Here is a 16882-nt window from a genome sequence, read left to right on the forward strand (position 1 = left end):
ACAAAAAGAATACCCTTTACCTTCCGGTAAAGGGCGTCCCCTTATGTCATTTCATTCTTACTTCGTGCAGATCTGATTGCCTACAGTACAGGATGTTTTGCAAGCGGACTGGCAGGACGTCTGGCATTCGCTGCAGCCTGCATGCTGTACAGTTTTCTGAATCGATTCTGTATTGATTGTAATGATGTGTTTTGCCATGGTATTCACCTCTTCATTAGAACTGATTTTATTGTACCATAGAAACGTACTTTCTACAACAATTACAAAAGGCTGAAGCCTTCAAAAACGAAATTTCTTCCTACGCGGACAACGATGGACCGTTCCTGAAAGAGCTCATTCGTATCGAAGAAAATATCGAAGCCGCCCTTATAGTTTACATATACGGAATTAATCTGATTTAAATAGCCTCTGATTTCATCAGCCGAGATTTCCCGTTCACCATCAGAGCGCCATTTCTTATTTTTAAAGTTTGCAATAAGCGGCGCATGAGCCAAGACGCGGGCATGATGCTGTAAAATCCAGTCCCAAATTTCTTTACTGTAACGGACAGCTTCATCATGGTCCTTCTCGTCCAGCCCTTCCAGCGTAAATAACACAGGTTTATCACCAAACATGATTTCATCCATGTAACTGCCTTTTACATATTGTAAGCTCATATGACTGAACCCTCCGCCCTTATAAAGTAACGTGCGCCCAGAAAATACTGCGCCCCTCTATACTACATAAATATAAGGTCTTTGTCAAATACGCATATAGCATACCGTTATCAGCGTTTGCACTCCCGGCATAGGCCCTAAGAACCTTCTTTACCAGGGCATAAATCGGCTAAAAAGCACTGGTCGCATAAAGGTTTTCTGGCCTTGCAGACACGGCGGCCATGCCAAATGAGCCAGTGATGGGCACGGCTCCACCATTCCTTGGGGATGGCCTTTTGCAGTCCCTTTTCTACTTCAAGGGGTGTCTTGCCCGTGGCCAGCTGCAGACGGTTCGCCACACGGAACACATGCGTGTCTACGGCAATGGCCGGCGTATCAAAGAGGATGCTCACGAGTACGTTCGCCGTCTTGCGGCCTACGCCGGGGAGCTTGACCAGTTCATCAAAGGTCTTTGGCACTTCGCCGCCATACTGCTCGCAGAGGATGGCGCAGTTAGCCAGGATATTCTTGGCCTTGCTGTGATAGAGACCGCAGGTCTTGATCTTTTCCTCCAGTCCTGTAAGACCCAGGGTAAGGATCTTTTCAGGGCTGTTGTATTCCGGGAAGAGCTGAGCCGTAACGATGTTAACCCGTTCGTCCGTACATTGGGCCGACAGGATAACGGCAATCATGAGCTCAAAGGGTGTGGAGTAATGGAGGGCCGGCTTCATAATGCCGTACTGGTCTTGAAAGCGCTGGAGCATTTCGTCCTTCACTTTTTTAGTCACTTTCATTTATTTCGCCTCGTTCGTATCAATGACCTCATTCAGGCTGCCCATTTCATAGCCGCCCAAATCAAGAGTAACGTAGACAAATCCGCATTGGCGCAATTTTTGTACAATTTCCTGGCGGTGTTCTAAGATTACAGGCAGTTCGTCTTCACCCACTTCAATGCGGGCAATATCGCCGTGATAGCGTACGCGCAGGGAGCCTTTGATGTACGGAGCTATCACGCTTTCTGCTTCATCTACCATGTGCAGCCGTTCCGGCGTCAGTTCGACACCATAAGGCACGCGGCTGGCGAGACAGGCGGCGCTTTGCTTATCCCACGTACGCAGGCCCAGCTCTTTCGACAGGGCGCGGATATCGGCCTTGGTGAGGCCCGCTTCAATCATGGGACTGCGCACAGCGTCAGACAGTTCTTCCAGGGCCTTCATGCCCGGACGGAAATCACCCAGGTCATCGACGTTACCGCCATCGATAACCCACTGGTAATGCTGCTGCTTTGCCAGCTCTACGAGAGCCGAAAAACGGATTTTCTTGCAAATATAGCAACGGTCCATAGGATTCTTGACAAATTCTTCATCATCAAACTCCGTCGAATGGACGACGAGGTGATGAATGCCGATTTGTTTGGCCATAGAAACGGCATCTTCTTCTTCGCTGTGCGGCAGCGTCGGTGAGACTGCCGTTACAGCCAAGGCTTTATCGTGCAGTACATCATGGGCTGTATAAGAAAGGAAGGTGCTGTCTACACCACCGGAAAAGCCGATGACCACACTGCCCATGTCTTTCAGTATTGTGCGTAGTTTATTGTAGCGTTCTTTCGTTTCCGCTGTTACCATGTGTATCCTCTTCTTTCATTTATTATTTTTTATGAAGCATTCAAACCGCTGCCGCTCCTGTGCTAACGGATCAGGCAAAAAGGAAGCAGCCTCGGTCTTAAGCGCCAGAGGCACACCGTAGTATGCCTCTGCAATGCTGCCGGCAATGGCAGCCTGCGTATCCGTGTCGCCACCGAGGGAAAGGGCATTGCGGATAGCGCCCTCAAAGCTGTGGCTTGCTAAAAAGGCTTCCAGCGCCTCTGGCACGCTGTCAGCAGTACAAGCCGAAAAATGATAGTCCCTTCTAATCGCTGCCAAGGGCGTTTGCAAGGGATAATAGTGCTGTAAGTACGTACGCAGATCACGCTGTGACGTACCCTTTCGGGCCAGATAAATGGCCGCAGCCACGGCCAGGGCACCGCGGATGGCCTCCGGATGATTATGCGTCACAACAGCCGTCAATTCTGCCAAGGCCAGCACCTCTCTGAGAGACTGGCCGGCCCAGGCCACCGGAGCGACGCGCATAGCAGCACCATTACCAAGACTGCCATAGGGTCCGGCCGTATCAGATTCGTACCAACGGATAAATAAGGGCCCATAGCCAATACCGGGATAGCGGCGGCACCAATAGCGCAGCTGCCGGGCAACGCACGTCGTCAGTCCGTCAGCTGTGGCTTTGCTTTCCCTGATTGCCGCAGCAACGGCCAGCGTCGTCACCGTGTCGTCTGTGATATGCGCGCCTGCCGGAAACAAGGGTGCTTCCGGTGGCGGCACAACCTTTGTGCCATTGGCGCACGCAGCTTCATAGAGAGAGCCTGCAAGATCACCAATAATCGTTCCCCAAAGCATAGCCTGGCCACCTTCCGTTTTAGACAGCAAATTAGAATCGTTCCTATTATAGCATACATAGATGCGATAAAAAAAGCGGAAAACACCGTTTAATATCTATCATATACATAATTGAATATTATTCTATAACATATATTATGCTCCTAAAAGACTGCCCACAATGATGCCCAAATACGTGCCGATCACGTAACCAAAGGTGCCGACGAGCATAGCCGGGCCGACGAGCTTCGTCCAGCCTTGAGAAATGGCCATACCTGCCGCCGTCGTCGGACCACCAATGTTGGCGTTAGAAGCAATGATAATATCCTCCAGGTCAAAATGAAAGAGCTTGCCGCCAATGAGGCAAAAAAGCATATTCACAATGACCATGAAAAGGCAGAACACGAAGAGGAGCGGCGCATTCATGATAATGCTCATGATCGACGCTGGTACGCCAATGACAAAGAAGAACATATAAATAAAAAAGGTACCGATTTCCTGGGCCCCATTCATAGCCGCTGCCTGTTTATCGAAATACGTAGCAAAGACCATGGAAATAAGGGTAATCCATACATACTGGCTGCCGAAGAAGGTATTGCACATTTTTAGGAAGCCATTGTCCAGGGGAATAACTGCCGTCAAGGCGTCGCCGATCAATTTCGATACGGTAACGACGACAACAGCGTACATCATGTTCATGGCAATATCCTTCAAAGAAATATTCTTGCGTCCCCAATAGGCCGCCGCCAAGGTTTTTCCTTCGTCGCTAATGCCGTTTTTTTCTACGTCGTCAATATGAGGATGCGTGTAAATGCGGCGGAAAAAGGCGTTGCCCGCAATACCTAAAAGAGCCAGAAAATATATGGCCATGTTCAGGTTATCGGCTACAGTCGCCGCTGACACAAGACTGCCGCTGGGTTTGAAAGCATCGGCCAGGGCTGTAAAATTGACGCCGCCACCAATATACGAGCCCGTCATCATGGCCGCGATTTTAGGCAACCCTTCTACGTAACCGCCCAAAAGGAGCGTACCGGCGACAGCGCCACAGACCGTGCCAGCTGCACCGATGAGAAAAATAAACAGGAGCCGCCCCGTTTCCCGCCAGATTTTGCTCATATTGGCCTGCAGGAGCAAGAGCGGAATGGCTATAGGCACGGCGTAGCCCCAGATGATATCGTCAAAAACAGGCGCATGGGAGGGAATGACGTTCGTATTGACCAATACCAGGGCAAAGAGCAGGGCAATGATGGCTCCGGAGAGCTTCGAAGCCCAGACGTACTTCTGTTCCAAATAAACAGATACGGCAACAGCAATGAGCATGATCGACAGGAGCATCCACGTGTTGTCAGGGCTGATGAGTGAATTCATAGAGGTCACTTCCTTCTTAAAATAAGAAAAAGCATAAAGGCAATTCCCTTATGCTTTTTCCTTTATACGTTCATTATATTTACTTGTTTTATAAACTGCAATGGTTTTTGCTTATTTTTGCGCCTTATTGGAAATGGGCCGCTTCGGCCGAGAGCACTTCATGACGCAGCTTCGACAAGGTTTCACTGCGCTGTACCCACATCATTTCCGGATTGACAAGGCGCTTGTATTCCGGCCAGAGCGTGTCGATTTCGTCGTTGGCATAGTCGATGATTTCCGCTAGTGTCGGCTGCTGGTAGACGAGTTCCCCTTGCAGGAAAATGGGCTGCAGCATAGTCCGTACCGTATAGGAGCCGGCCGGGATAATGCGGAAACGCCACGGCGTAATATCACTGGATAAACGTAAATCCTGGCTTTCATCGATCGTTTCGCCTTCGAGAACGATAATATCTGCCTTCATCTTGCCCGTCACTTTATCGTAAATACGCAAAACGTTCTTACGGCCAGGGTTAGAAATTTTTTCTGCGTTATCACTCATCTTGATCTTCGGTACGAACGTGCCATTTTCATACTGGCCGGCCATCTTAAAGACGCCGCCCATAGACGGGCTGTCCTTGGCCGTAATCAGATTCGTACCGACACCCCAGGAGCTGATCGTACTGCCCTGCAGCTTCAGCTGGGCAATAAGGTTTTCGTCGAGATCATTCGACGCGGCAATGACCGCATCAGGAAAGCCGGCAGCGGCAAACATCTTATGGGCTTCTTTAGAAAGGTAAGCCAGGTCACCGCTATCGAGACGGATACCATAAAAGGGCGGCAGCGTACCGGCATCTTTCATTTCCTGGAAAATCGTAATCGCGTCGGGGACGCCCTGCTTCAGCGTATTATACGTATCGGCCAAAAGGATCAGGCTGTTCGGATAATGCTTTGCGTAGCAGCGGAATGCTTCCAGCTCTGTAGGAAAGCTCATAATCCAGCTGTGGGCCATCGTACCCATGACAGGAATACCAAACCTGGCGCCGGCCAGCATATTACTTGTACCATTGAAACCGCCGATCATAGCCGAACGGGCGCCGTAGACACCGGCCGAAGCACCTTGTGCCCGGCGCAGGCCGAATTCCATAAGCGTATCCTGTGTACCAGCTACACAGCGTACACGGCGGGCCTTGGTCGCAATGAGGCTTTCGTGGTTCATAATCATAGACATGCAGGTTTCCAAAAGCAGTGATTCATTTTTCGTCGTTTCTACGCGCAGCAACACTTCCTGCGGAAAGGCAACGGTGCCTTCGGGCATGGCATAAATGCTGCCTGTAAAGTGAAAATTCTTCAAGTAATCCAGGAATTCATCGCGGAAGTTCCCAGTACTCTTTAAATAAGCCAGATCGTCGTCAGAAAAGTGAATATTTTTGACGTACTCAATCAGATGATCCAAACCGGCTACGACCGTATAGCCGCCGGAAAAAGGATTATGCCGGTAGTAGCGGTCAAACACACAGGCCTGGTTGTGTTTTCCTTCAAAATACAGGCCCTGCATCATTGTCAGCTGGTATAAATCAGTCAGCAAAGCATTCGTATACAATAGTCTCGCCTCCCACTCATATTGTACCTATTATAACATTAAAAAGTAGTATACGCCAACGAATATTCTCGTAATTCTTGACAAGGTACATTGACGTCTGTCATGACAGGAAAACAGTATATTTTTCTCCTAATGGCTTCTTTTTTTCTCCACCTGTGTTATAATGAAAAAACTTGTAATGCTTTTGTTTTTTTCTTATATACTATATATTAAGCGAGGACGATACAAATGATAAAAGATCGCTTATTTCTCCTGGCAGCTACCGTCTTTTGGGGCTGCGCCTTCGTGGCCCAGCGGGTCAGTACGGACACGATGGGTGCCTTTGCCTTCAACGGTCTCCGTTTTTGGCTCGGTGCGCTGGCCGTCTTGCCCGTCGCCTTATGGATCCGCAGACAGACCAAATCTGACGAAGCACCGGATCGGCCGGCCTGGCTTTCCCTGCCCCTGGCATGTGCTATTTTAGGCTTTGTCCTATTCGCCGGTTCCAGTCTGCAACAGCTGGGTCTTTTTTATACGACGGCCGGCAAGGCCGGCTTTATTACCGCACTCTATATCGTCGCCGTCCCCCTCGTGGGCATCCTCTTTCACAATCCCCTGCGCCTGACCCACATTACGGGCTGCCTGACGGCCCTCCTCGGAGTCTGGCTCCTGGCCTGGCACGGTAGCGGCGAGCTGCTTCGTACGGGCGATTTCATCATCCTCGTCAGCGTTGTCTTTTGGACGCTCCACATCCTAGTCATCGACCGCTTCGTCCGCTATTTTTCTGGCGTCTACCTGGCAGCAGGGCAATTCTTCTTCTGCGGCCTCTACAGCTTCCTCTCCGTGCCCGTAGCAGGAGAAACGCTGACCTGGTCTGCTATCGCCGCTTCGGCCATTCCCATCCTCTACTGCGGTATTTTTTCCAGCGGCGTCGGCTATACCTTTCAGATTCTCGGGCAGCGCAAGGTACCGCCTACGGAAGCATCCTTTCTCCTGAGCTTTGAAATGATATTTAGTGCCCTTGCAGGTTACGCCTTCTTGGGTGAAACCATGACGCCCCGGGAGCTCCTGGGCTGCGTCCTCATGACCATCGGTATCTTTTCAGCTCAGGTCCCAAGCCGCATCATTTTTACACTGCAGAAAAAACGCTCTGCCTGAACGGCATTATTTTTAATTATTCTGTTGACAAGTGCTCTATCTTATGATATATTTACATAGTCGCATGGGGGTATAGCTCAGTTGGTTAGAGCGTCACGTTGACATCGTGAAGGTCGTTGATTCGAATTCAACTATTCCCACCATTGAATGTATATCCGCCGATTACTCGGCGGATTTTTTTTATACCGGGAGGGATCGTCGTGACAGCACCGCATATCACCTCTGTCTATGGCAGTGCCGAGGCAGAATACGTCATCAAGAAATCGCGCTTTATCACCCATGTCAAAGAAGTCCGGCGTGAAGACGAAGCCGCCGCCTACGTAGAAGAGCTGAAGAAGAAATATTGGGATGCCAATCACACGTGCTATGCCTGGCAAATCGGCCTAGGCGGCAAGGTCCAAAAATCAAACGATGCCGGTGAACCAGCCGGTACGGCAGGCAAGCCAATATTGGAAACCCTGAAAAAACGGGGACTTACCAATACAGTCGCCGTTGTAACCCGCTATTTCGGCGGTGTCAAGCTCGGTGCCAGTGGTCTCATCCGTGCCTACGGCCACAGCGTGGTCGTTGCCTTGGACGCCGCTGATATTGCCGACTACCTCCCCTATACAGTCCTGATTTACGAATTTGGCTATCCCTACATCAGCACCATCGAACGGCTCATGGAAAGCTATGCTGGCACCATTACGGACCGCTCGTTTGGTGCCGACGTGACTTTTACCATGCAGGTACCGGAAGAAAAGGCTATAGCTTTTCAAGAGGCCCTGACGAACAGCACGAACGGCCGGGCCCGCTTACTCGACGAAGGCAGCAAAATCCTGCCCATCATCCGGCCCAAAGAAGCTGCTCCGGCAACGGACTAAGGCAAAATAAAAAAGGTAGTACCCTGACAACGCTGTTGCCACGGTACTACCTTTTTTCATATACGGACTTTTATTTGCCGAGGTACGCTGTTACTTCTACTTCAACCAACGCATCCTTCGGTAAGGAAGCTACTTCTACGCAGGAACGGGCCGGCAGCATTTTCTGGAAATACTTGCCATATACTTCGTTTACAGCGCCGAAGAAATTCATATTGGTAATGTACACCGTCGTCTTTACGACGTTGTCATAGGAAGCACCGGCAGCTGCCAGGATAGCGCCAACGTTTTTCATGCACTGTTCCGCCTGGTTGACGACGCCGCCACCAACAACTTTACCCTTTTCCGGGTCAATGGCGATCTGGCCGGAAGCAAAGAGGAAATCCCCTGCCTGAATAGCCTGTGAATATGGGCCTACTGCACCCGGTGCTTTTTCTGTACTGATTACATTTACTGCCATGATACACTACATCTCCTTCATCAAATAATTTTGGTATATGTCTATTATATGTCATAACGGCATAATTTTCCACCCTGCCGCCAGACAGGATCCCTGGCCGGCCATACAGGCCGGCTGAGGATGGATACCTTACTCTTTAATCACGTCTTGACGCATCACTTCTTGTTGTACCGGTTCCGTAATGAGATGGCCGTCACGATCGTACTTTTTCTTGTTACAGCCACTCAGGAAATAGGCTGCTGTAATGAAGGCGATATAAGCCCACGACGAGAAGAGGGACATACGCGTATCCGGATTAAAGAGCATGCCAATAGTGACGAGAACCAGGAAGGCAATGCAGAACCAGTTGGCGTACGGGAAGAGCGGCGATTTGAACGAATGGGCCGCCATGACGTCCTTGCCCCAGTATTTACGGAAATTCTTTTGTGAATAAGCCAGTACGAACCAGGCGATCATGCCCGGGAATACAGACGCGCTGTAAAGATAGAGGAATAACTTGGAATCGGGAATGAGATAATTGAGGATAACGCCTACAATGAGGCAGCCAATGGTGACGCCAATGCCGTTACGGGGTACACCGGAGTTAGAGAGCTTGGCAAAAATCTTCGGTGCCTGGCCATTCTGAGCCAGCGTGTAAAGCATACGGCCTGAACTGTACAAGCCGCTGTTGCAGCCCGAAAGTGCTGCTGTCAGAACGACGAAGTTGATGATGCCCGCTGCCGTCGTAATACCGACCTTGGCAAAGGTCATGACGAAAGGACTGCCAATAAGGCTGACCTGATTCCACGGATAAATACAAAGGATTACAAAGATAGAGCCGATATAGAAAATCAAAATACGCCAGACGATGTTCTTCGTTGCCTTACGGAGCGTATTTTTCGGATCCTGGGCTTCACCGGCCGTAATGCCGATAAGCTCGACGCCCTGGAAAGATGCGGCAACTACACACATAGCAGCCAGCATACCGCCCCAGCCGTTAGGCATAAAGCCGCCGTTGACCCAGAGATTTTCAAAGCCTACAGGTACGCCGCCGTTGCCAAAGCCGATGAGGATGACCGCTGCACTGACGACGAGCATGACGATAATCGTCGTAACTTTGATCAGGGCAAACCAGAATTCAAACTCACCATAATACTTGACCGCCGCCATGTTGGCAATAGCAACGATGAGCATGCCACCAAAAGCTGAAATCCACTGTGGCACAGCCGGGAACCAATAGTGTACGTAAATGCCGACAGCCGTTACTTCGGAAAGGCCGACGACGACCCACATAAACCAATAGCTCCAGGCTGTAAGATACCCTACAAAGGGACTAATATATTTATGACCATACGTTGCAAAGGAGCCCGTTACCGGTTCCTGATAGAGCATTTCCCCCATAATGCGCATGATGAAGAACATGACGACACCCGTCAATGCGTAGCACAAGAGGACTGACGGACCAGCCATCATAATCGTATTGGCCGAACCCATAAACAGGCCGACGCCAATGGTACCACCTAAGGCAATCATTTCTACGTGGCGCGGTTTTAAACCACGCTCCATTTTTCCATTCTCTTCCATAAGTCATGTCTCTCCTATCTGTTAGGGTAGTATAAAACTAGGTATAGCAGGTAGATTATTTAATAGTGACTTGATAGTGCTGGTCACGCAGGAGTTCCATCAGATGTTCTACATGTTTTTCATTGGCTGTTTCCAGTTCAAACGAAACGGCCGTATAGCCAATGCCGACACCGTGCTGGCTCCGTTCATGCGTAACAGAAAGAACGTTGGCGTTGGTTTCGGCAATGAGGGACAAGAGTTTGACCAGTTCGCCCGGCTGATCAGGGATGATCGTCGAGAAGAATACTTTCCGCCACGAACGCAGGAGCCCGCTGTTGATGATACGCGTCATATTATTGACGTCGATGTTACCGCCACTGATGAGGGCAGCTACCTTCTTGCCATGAAGGCCGGAAATCTTGCCGTTCATGAGGGCTGCCACCGGGACCGCACCGGCACCTTCGGAAACAGCCTTGCAGCGTTCGAGGAGCCAGAGAATAGCACCGGCAATTTCCGTTTCGTCGACGATGACAATATCATCGAGATAACGGCTGCAAATGTCATAGGTTAAATCGCCCGGTGTCTTAACGGCAATACCGTCCGCCAGGGTCGCCTTGCCATTACAGGTCAGGATTTTGCCGTGATCGATAGAATTCTTCATAGAAGGCATGTTAGCCGTCTGCACGCCGATAACCTTAATCTTCGGATTGACGCTCTTAGCTGCTACAGCCAAGCCGGAAATGAGGCCGCCGCCACCGATAGGCGCGACAATCGCATCTACGTCAGGCATTTGTTCGATGATTTCCAGGGCAATGGTTCCCTGACCGGCAATGACTTCCGGATCGTTGAAAGGATGTACAAAGGTATAGCCATGTTCTTTTGTCAGTTCTTCTGCCTTAGCAGCGGCTTCATCAAAGAAATCACCGTGGAGAACGACGTTGGCGCCGTAGCCCTTCGTCGCAGCTACCTTCATCAAAGGTGCGTGCTTCGGCATACAAATCGTGGACTGGCAGCCGTAGACACTGGCCGCTAAGGCAACGCCCTGAGCATGGTTGCCTGCCGACGCAGCAATAACACCTTTTTCCCGTTCTTCCGGCGTCAGGGAGGCCACCTTGTTGTAGGCACCGCGTAATTTAAAGGACCCTGTGCGCTGCAGGTTTTCCATCTTCAAATATACCTTGCAGTCAGAGAGCTTGCTCACAGAATTGGAGTACGATAAGCCTGTTTTCTGGGCTACACCTTTAAGCCGTTCCTGTGCTTCTTGTACCATTTTTAACGTAACTTGTTCCATCAACCATCACTCCTCTTTAAAAATTGACAAATTGAAATAACTAAGTGCGCAGCCGTTTACCGCTTCTGCTTTCTCCTATTCGTTTGTGCCACGCCCTACGGTACTTCTCTTGCCCTCAATATACAATCAAACATATCCACTGTCAAGAGATATAAAGACGATTTAATTTTCCTCTCTCATAGAGGGCCCCTCTTCTTTAATTTACACGTCAAAAATCACTTTATTAACGAAATAAAAAGAGGTTATAATGTTAAGTTTTATAGTCATAAAATTATAAAATAGCAACAAGTCTATTCACAGTATACAAATAACCATTTCCAGAAGATGTATATGAATTTGTACTAGACAATACCATGCATATGCGTTATACGTATTATTCGCATTTGTATTTTATAATATAAAATTTATTTTCACTATATGGTCGTGTAATTCATAACGTACTATAGGCTCCCCATAAAATAAACTGAACCGCAAGCACTGGGCATGCGGTTCAGAATGTATTACATCAGGTACAGCTAATATCAAGATAGTCAGGTTAGTCTTTATTCCACCAAACAACACCTTTAACATTAGAAAGGGCATTCTTGAAGAATACTGGTGTCTTAACACCAGCCTTGCGCTGTCTTTCATAATCGTCCAGAGCTTCCTTTGCTCTTGGGAAAAGAATGAGGATAGCCGTGACGTTGGTCAGTACCTGGAAAGCCATGAACAAGTCAGCCAGATTCCAAACCAAGGGCAGCTCAGCAACGGAGCCAAAGAAAATCATAACGGCAATGAAGAAACGGAAGACATGCATAGCCCATTTATTCTGAGTTAAATGGCCGATGTTGATTTCGCCATAGTAGTAGTTGCCAATGATGGAGCTGAAGGCAAAGAGGAAAATCAGGACTGATACAGCCGTCGGTGCAATGCTGCCGAAGTACTGGGACAGATCCCACTGGATCAATTCTACCCCTGTCAAACCCGAACTTTCATAGGAACCGCTGAGGAGCACGATAAAAGCACTAGCCGAACAGATAAAGAGCGTATCTACGTAAACGCCGAACGCCTGAATCAGGCCCTGTACTACAGGGTGATCGGCATCAGCCGTAGCCGCTGCGTTAGGAACGGAACCTTCACCGGCTTCATTGGAGAAAAGGCCCCGTTTGAAGCCAGTGAGAACAGCAGCACCCATGCCGCCGCCAAAGACAGCCTGGAAATCAAAGGCATCGCGGAAGATAATACCAAACGCCGTCGGCAAGAGATCGATATGATAAATCATGATCCCTAAGGCAACGATAATATAAAGGCCAGCCATGAGCGGTACCATCCATTCCGTTACACGGGCAATACGGCCCAAGCCGCCACAGATAACGGCAATAGAAAGAACCATGACGACAATACCGATAATCGTCTTATCAAAACCAAAGGCCGAATTCAGAGACAAAGCAATCGTATTAGCCTGTACGGAGTTGTAGATCAAACCGTAGGTAATGGAAATCAAGACGGCAAATACTGCAGCCCAGATACCATGACCCAGACCATTTTTCAAATAATATGCCGGGCCGCCGCGGAAGGTCGTTTCCCCTTGTTTGCCCTTGGCCGGCACCTTGTAAATCTGAGCCAGCGTACTTTCGACAAAACCCGTAGCCGAACCGATAATGGCAATAAACCACATCCAGAAAATGGCACCAGGGCCACCGGTCGTAATAGCGATGGCAATACCGGCAATGTTCCCTACACCAACACGGGATGCCGTACTAACGCAAAACGCCTGGAACGGAGAAATTTCATTGCCTCTGGTCTTTGTGTTCACAGAGGACACGATGAGGCTGAACATGTTGGTAAAATAGCGCAGCTGTACGAAACGCAAGCGGAACGTAAAATAAAAACCCGCTACAACCAACAGCGTAATAATAATGTACGTCCATAAGAATGAATTAATACTTGATACAATTGAATTCAATAGCTCCATAAGATCATCTCCCTTTCTAAGGAAAAAAAGGGCCCATTTTTGCGCGCAAAAAAGCGTACAACAAATGAGTCCTCATCGACACATAACTATTTTATTATATGTTATATTTTATAGAAAAATAACACATAAGTCAAGCGATACAGGAAAAAAAGAAACCACTTTTCATTATACGGCATAAGTAAATTTTCAAGGTATGTTCCAGTCACTTTACGGCAAGGGGAAGTTTTACGTTGGTATTTTACTTTTTCGTGCAGATTATTAATTTTTTAACGTTTCTGTAACCGTGTTTTGCGTCTTGCCAGCCCAGAAGGAAGCCACTAAGGTACCTAAGACACTAGCCCAAACGATCAATACACCGCCGGGCACAGCCGCCAAGGGATCGAAATAGGTAATCCCCAGTGATACGGCAAGAGCCGTATTTTGTATACCGATGAGAAAGGTCATGGCCTTTCTCCGGCTTAATTCCATATGAAAGATGCGAGCAGCCACATAGCCGATGATCATTCCACAAATAGTATAGAACGCACAGGCCAGGGCAATTTCAACGCCTACTAATTTTATTCGTTCCACATTGAGGGAGACGACGACGGCAATAACCACGACTACGGCAGCCACAGTCAATAAAGGCGCCAGCTTTAAAACCGTATCCATTTGTTTAGAGAATACCTTGCGGATGAGCAGGCCAAGGGCGATCGGAATAATGACGATTTTAATAATGCCTATGAACATAGCCAACGCATCGAGAGGCATGTAACGGCCGACATAAAACATGAGCAACGCCGGTGTAACAAACGGTGAAATAAGGGTACCCAGGCTTGATGTCGTAACGGAAAGAGCTTTATCGCCATTAGAAATCATCGTCATGACATTAGATGTCGCTCCGGAGGGCGTACAGCCTACCAGGATGAGGCCTACGATCAGCATCGGCGGCAGGCCCAAAAGAGTGCCGATTCCCAGGCCTACGAGGGGCATACAAACGGAGATAACGATGATTCCCAAGATGACATCACGAGGTCTCGTCAATACCAGTTTAAAATCACCGGGAGTCATAGAAAGTCCCATGCTCAGCATGACACAGCCGATGAGATACGGAATCCAGTCGCCGTGCATGAAGGGTGCCGGCATAAGAAAGGCGACGACAGCCGAAAGAATAATCCAAAGCGTAAGATAACGGGTCAAAAATTTCACAAGTTTAAATAGCGATTCCATAGGTCCCTCCCAATTCTTCTTCCAGTCCAGTCAGTGATAGGCGGCAAGAACAAGTCATACCGCATGGGAACATGAGTAGTGCTGCCATTCCAGATCATACGTCTGTCTTATGATTGATTGTATCACAAAAAGTGATAAGAGGCTATGCGTCTTATCTGCGTGAGGCTGGGAAACAGGAGCCATCATTTTCCGGGAAGCATCCCGTTTCTTCCCCACACATCTGATGAAAAACGATGCCTGCGGCTATGAGACTGACAAGGCTGCTCTATGTAGGGCACTTTTAGCCTATCTATCCCTAAAGCTTGCGTGAACTGGGAGGACGTAGTGTAGGCGTTTACTAATTAATATGACAAACTCGTACAGTATGAATTGTCAGTATGTTAAACATTCGGTATAATATATAAGTACATATTTATTTCCCTATATTTTACTTTATTGCAGAGCCGTCTGCGGCCCCGGCAAAAAAATACGGGTGCCGTCCATACCACACGAAAACAATGTCCGTAATCTGGACGCCAGTTTTCCGATACAGAAAGCATATGCAGTAAGAACGAAGGTGACAAGAAATACATTATTTATGCAGTGGCAAGGGCACTGATCCGGCGCTTGTCGTTGCCTGACTGCACGCGCAGCCGGTTTAACCGGATCCGCAAGGGCAATATCCCTTGTGACAGACACACGCCAACAGGGTGTACCTGTTGGCCTATGTAAACTATATTATCTAATAAGGTCGTGATTCAATGAGTAATGAAGAACAACAGAATAAGGGCCTGCGGCGAAGCTTAAAAGCACGTCATATGAATATGATTGCTATTGGCGGCGCCATTGGTACGGGCTTATTTGTCGCTGGCGGGGAAACTGTCAGTACGGCTGGTCCTGGCGGTGCATTATTGTCGTATTCGCTTATCGGTATCATGGTATATTTCCTCATGACCAGTCTCGGTGAAATGGCCGCCTATTTGCCGGTCAGCGGTTCCTTTGAAACCTACGCCAACCGCTACGTCGACAAGTCCCTGGGCTTTGCGCTTGGCTGGAATTACTGGTTTAACTGGGCCATTACAGTCGCAGCCGAGCTGGTTGCCGGCGCATTGATTATGAAATACTGGTTTCCCGATACTCCCGCAGCCGTATGGAGTGGCATATTCCTGGTCATCTTATTTGTCCTCAATTATCTGTCCACGCGCTCATATGGCGAAAGTGAATTTATTTTTGCCGGGATTAAGGTACTCACAGTCATCGTTTTCCTCTTTGCCGGTGCCCTCCTGATTCTGGGGCTGGGACCTGAACCGTCGCCGGGCTTTACTAACTGGACTATTGGCGATGCTCCCTTTGTTGGCGGCTTCACAGCCATGCTGAGTATCTTTATGGTCGCTGGTTTCTCCTTCCAGGGAACGGAAATGATTGGCATCGCTGCCGGTGAAAGTGAAGATCCGGAAAAGAACGTGCCGCGTGCAGTTAAATCGATTTTCTGGCGTATTCTCCTCTTTTACTTAGGTGCCTTCGTCGTCATCGGTTTCCTCATTCCCTATACGGATCCAAACCTGCTCAATACAGAAATCGAAAACATTTCCGTCAGCCCCTTTACACTCGTCTTTGAACGGTTTGGTCTCGTCGCCGCCGCTTCCGTCATGAATGCCGTCATTCTGACAGCAGTACTCTCGGCAGGCAACTCCGGGTTGTACGTTTCTACGCGTATGCTCTACGCAATGGCAGAAACAGGCCAAGCGCCAAAATGCTTCCTGAAATTAAACAAACGCGGTGTACCGAGCTATGCCCTCTTTGCCACTGTAGTCTTTGGCCTGGCAGCCTTCCTGACATCCCTCATTGGTGAAGGGAAAGCTTACGATTGGCTCGTCAACATCAGCGGCATGGCCGGTTTCATTACCTGGATTGGTATTGCCATTTGTCATTACCGGTTCCGTCGTGCCTATATGGCACAGCATAAGGATTTGAAGGATCTTCCCTACCGGGCAAAACTCTTTCCCTTTGGACCTATCCTGGCCCTCATCATGTGTATCATCGTTACGGCAGGTCAGAATTACTCAGCCTTTACCGGCGCTGAAATCGACTGGTACGGTGCCAGTGTTGCCTACATTGGCATCCCTGTATTCTTAGCCATCTTCATTTGGCACAAGGTAAAAAACCATACCAAGCTAATCCCCTTAGAAGAAGTAAATCTCTCGCGGGATGAAATGGAAAAATAATAAAGAATAACAAAAATACCTCCTCACAACAGGCATATGAGCCACTGTGAGGAGGTATTTTATATGACAAAGTTGCTATGGGGGTGCAGACGTTTTTTTGGACCGTCCTCACTTTGTAGGCAATAAGCCTAAACTTATTCTATACTGTATCGGGCTCATGCCACCCAAAGACATCTTAATCCGATCTTCGTTATACCAATGAAGATATCTA

General features: G+C 48.7%; 16 protein-coding genes and 1 tRNA gene. 4 read left to right on the top strand and 13 right to left on the bottom strand.

The genetic code is table 11. From position 1 onward, the window contains the following. Window positions 1–57: 57 nt before the first annotated feature. The 7 genes from scfA to H8J70_RS09465 all read right to left on the bottom strand — a co-directional run bounded on the left by scfA (window position 58) and on the right by H8J70_RS09465 (window position 6014). A complete protein-coding gene (gene scfA / locus H8J70_RS09435; protein WP_186503878.1) occupies window positions 58–198 on the bottom strand; it encodes a six-cysteine ranthipeptide SCIFF in 141 nt (46 codons plus the stop codon). Window positions 199–260: 62 nt separating this feature from the next. Beyond that, window positions 261–656, bottom strand: coding sequence for a hypothetical protein (locus tag H8J70_RS09440; RefSeq protein WP_186503879.1), 396 nt, complete (start codon window positions 654–656; stop codon window positions 261–263). Window positions 657–793: 137 nt separating this feature from the next. After that, the gene (gene nth, locus H8J70_RS09445) at window positions 794–1429 is read right to left on the bottom strand and encodes an endonuclease III (protein WP_186503880.1); all 636 of its coding nucleotides are present in this window, start codon (window positions 1427–1429) and stop codon (window positions 794–796) included. After that, window positions 1430–2260: an ATP-dependent sacrificial sulfur transferase LarE gene (gene larE / locus H8J70_RS09450; protein ID WP_186503882.1), complete on the bottom strand. Its 831-nt coding sequence runs from the start codon at window positions 2258–2260 to the stop codon at window positions 1430–1432. It abuts the gene before it with no gap. A gap of 15 nt (window positions 2261–2275) precedes the next feature. Further along, a complete protein-coding gene (locus H8J70_RS09455) occupies window positions 2276–3118 on the bottom strand; it encodes an ADP-ribosylglycohydrolase family protein (RefSeq protein WP_186503884.1) in 843 nt (280 codons plus the stop codon). A 105-nt stretch (window positions 3119–3223) separates the two neighbouring features. Next, window positions 3224–4435 (bottom strand): DUF819 family protein, encoded by a 1212-nt coding sequence (locus H8J70_RS09460; RefSeq protein WP_186503886.1) that lies wholly within the window; start codon window positions 4433–4435, stop codon window positions 3224–3226. A gap of 124 nt (window positions 4436–4559) precedes the next feature. Next, window positions 4560–6014: a nicotinate phosphoribosyltransferase gene (locus H8J70_RS09465; RefSeq protein ID WP_186503888.1), complete on the bottom strand. Its 1455-nt coding sequence runs from the start codon at window positions 6012–6014 to the stop codon at window positions 4560–4562. Window positions 6015–6242: 228 nt separating this feature from the next. On the opposite strand from H8J70_RS09465, the gene H8J70_RS09470 reads away from it, so the two are divergent. The 3 genes from H8J70_RS09470 (at window position 6243) to H8J70_RS09480 (ending at window position 8014) form a co-directional block, all read left to right on the top strand. Further along, window positions 6243–7151 (top strand): DMT family transporter, encoded by a 909-nt coding sequence (locus tag H8J70_RS09470; protein ID WP_186503890.1) that lies wholly within the window; start codon window positions 6243–6245, stop codon window positions 7149–7151. A 66-nt stretch (window positions 7152–7217) separates the two neighbouring features. Then, a tRNA-Val gene (locus H8J70_RS09475) sits at window positions 7218–7294 on the top strand. A gap of 57 nt (window positions 7295–7351) precedes the next feature. Further along, on the top strand, window positions 7352–8014 hold the full coding sequence (locus H8J70_RS09480) for a YigZ family protein (RefSeq protein WP_288201233.1): 663 nt from the start codon (window positions 7352–7354) through the stop codon (window positions 8012–8014). A gap of 70 nt (window positions 8015–8084) precedes the next feature. Here H8J70_RS09480 and H8J70_RS09485 read toward each other — a convergent pair whose 3' ends face one another. The 5 genes from H8J70_RS09485 to H8J70_RS09505 form a co-directional block, all read right to left on the bottom strand. After that, on the bottom strand, window positions 8085–8471 hold the full coding sequence (locus H8J70_RS09485) for a RidA family protein (RefSeq protein WP_186503892.1): 387 nt from the start codon (window positions 8469–8471) through the stop codon (window positions 8085–8087). 129 nt (window positions 8472–8600) lie between these two features. Next, a complete protein-coding gene (locus H8J70_RS09490; protein WP_186503894.1) occupies window positions 8601–10034 on the bottom strand; it encodes an amino acid permease in 1434 nt (477 codons plus the stop codon). A 55-nt stretch (window positions 10035–10089) separates the two neighbouring features. Continuing rightward, on the bottom strand, window positions 10090–11304 hold the full coding sequence (ilvA, locus tag H8J70_RS09495; RefSeq protein WP_186503896.1) for a threonine ammonia-lyase: 1215 nt from the start codon (window positions 11302–11304) through the stop codon (window positions 10090–10092). 535 nt (window positions 11305–11839) lie between these two features. Beyond that, complete coding sequence (locus H8J70_RS09500; protein ID WP_186503898.1) at window positions 11840–13258, bottom strand: alanine/glycine:cation symporter family protein; 1419 nt, start codon at window positions 13256–13258, stop codon at window positions 11840–11842. A gap of 258 nt (window positions 13259–13516) precedes the next feature. Next, window positions 13517–14467: a bile acid:sodium symporter family protein gene (locus H8J70_RS09505; protein ID WP_186503900.1), complete on the bottom strand. Its 951-nt coding sequence runs from the start codon at window positions 14465–14467 to the stop codon at window positions 13517–13519. 740 nt (window positions 14468–15207) lie between these two features. On the opposite strand from H8J70_RS09505, the gene H8J70_RS09510 reads away from it, so the two are divergent. Next, window positions 15208–16671: an amino acid permease gene (locus tag H8J70_RS09510; protein ID WP_186503902.1), complete on the top strand. Its 1464-nt coding sequence runs from the start codon at window positions 15208–15210 to the stop codon at window positions 16669–16671. A gap of 108 nt (window positions 16672–16779) precedes the next feature. Here the strand turns inward: H8J70_RS09510 and H8J70_RS09515 are convergent. Then, window positions 16780–16882 (bottom strand): IS3 family transposase (locus tag H8J70_RS09515; RefSeq protein WP_186503584.1); only part of this gene is annotated, 103 nt, incomplete at its 5' end.

This window comes from Megasphaera hominis (genome assembly GCF_014269395.1).
Classification (GTDB): Bacteria; Bacillota; Negativicutes; order Veillonellales; family Megasphaeraceae; genus Megasphaera; species Megasphaera hominis.

Coding starts and splice junctions, on each gene's coding strand:
- scfA (WP_186503878.1), bottom strand. CDS start 198: ATGGCAAAACACATCATTACAATCAATACAGAATCGATTCAGAAAACT.
- H8J70_RS09440 (WP_186503879.1), bottom strand. CDS start 656: ATGAGCTTACAATATGTAAAAGGCAGTTACATGGATGAAATCATGTTT.
- nth (WP_186503880.1), bottom strand. CDS start 1,429: ATGAAAGTGACTAAAAAAGTGAAGGACGAAATGCTCCAGCGCTTTCAA.
- larE (WP_186503882.1), bottom strand. CDS start 2,260: ATGGTAACAGCGGAAACGAAAGAACGCTACAATAAACTACGCACAATA.
- H8J70_RS09460 (WP_186503886.1), bottom strand. CDS start 4,435: ATGAATTCACTCATCAGCCCTGACAACACGTGGATGCTCCTGTCGATC.
- H8J70_RS09470 (WP_186503890.1), top strand. CDS start 6,243: ATGATAAAAGATCGCTTATTTCTCCTGGCAGCTACCGTCTTTTGGGGC.
- H8J70_RS09485 (WP_186503892.1), bottom strand. CDS start 8,471: ATGGCAGTAAATGTAATCAGTACAGAAAAAGCACCGGGTGCAGTAGGC.
- H8J70_RS09490 (WP_186503894.1), bottom strand. CDS start 10,034: ATGGAAGAGAATGGAAAAATGGAGCGTGGTTTAAAACCGCGCCACGTA.
- ilvA (WP_186503896.1), bottom strand. CDS start 11,304: ATGGAACAAGTTACGTTAAAAATGGTACAAGAAGCACAGGAACGGCTT.
- H8J70_RS09500 (WP_186503898.1), bottom strand. CDS start 13,258: ATGGAGCTATTGAATTCAATTGTATCAAGTATTAATTCATTCTTATGG.
- H8J70_RS09505 (WP_186503900.1), bottom strand. CDS start 14,467: ATGGAATCGCTATTTAAACTTGTGAAATTTTTGACCCGTTATCTTACG.
- H8J70_RS09510 (WP_186503902.1), top strand. CDS start 15,208: ATGAGTAATGAAGAACAACAGAATAAGGGCCTGCGGCGAAGCTTAAAA.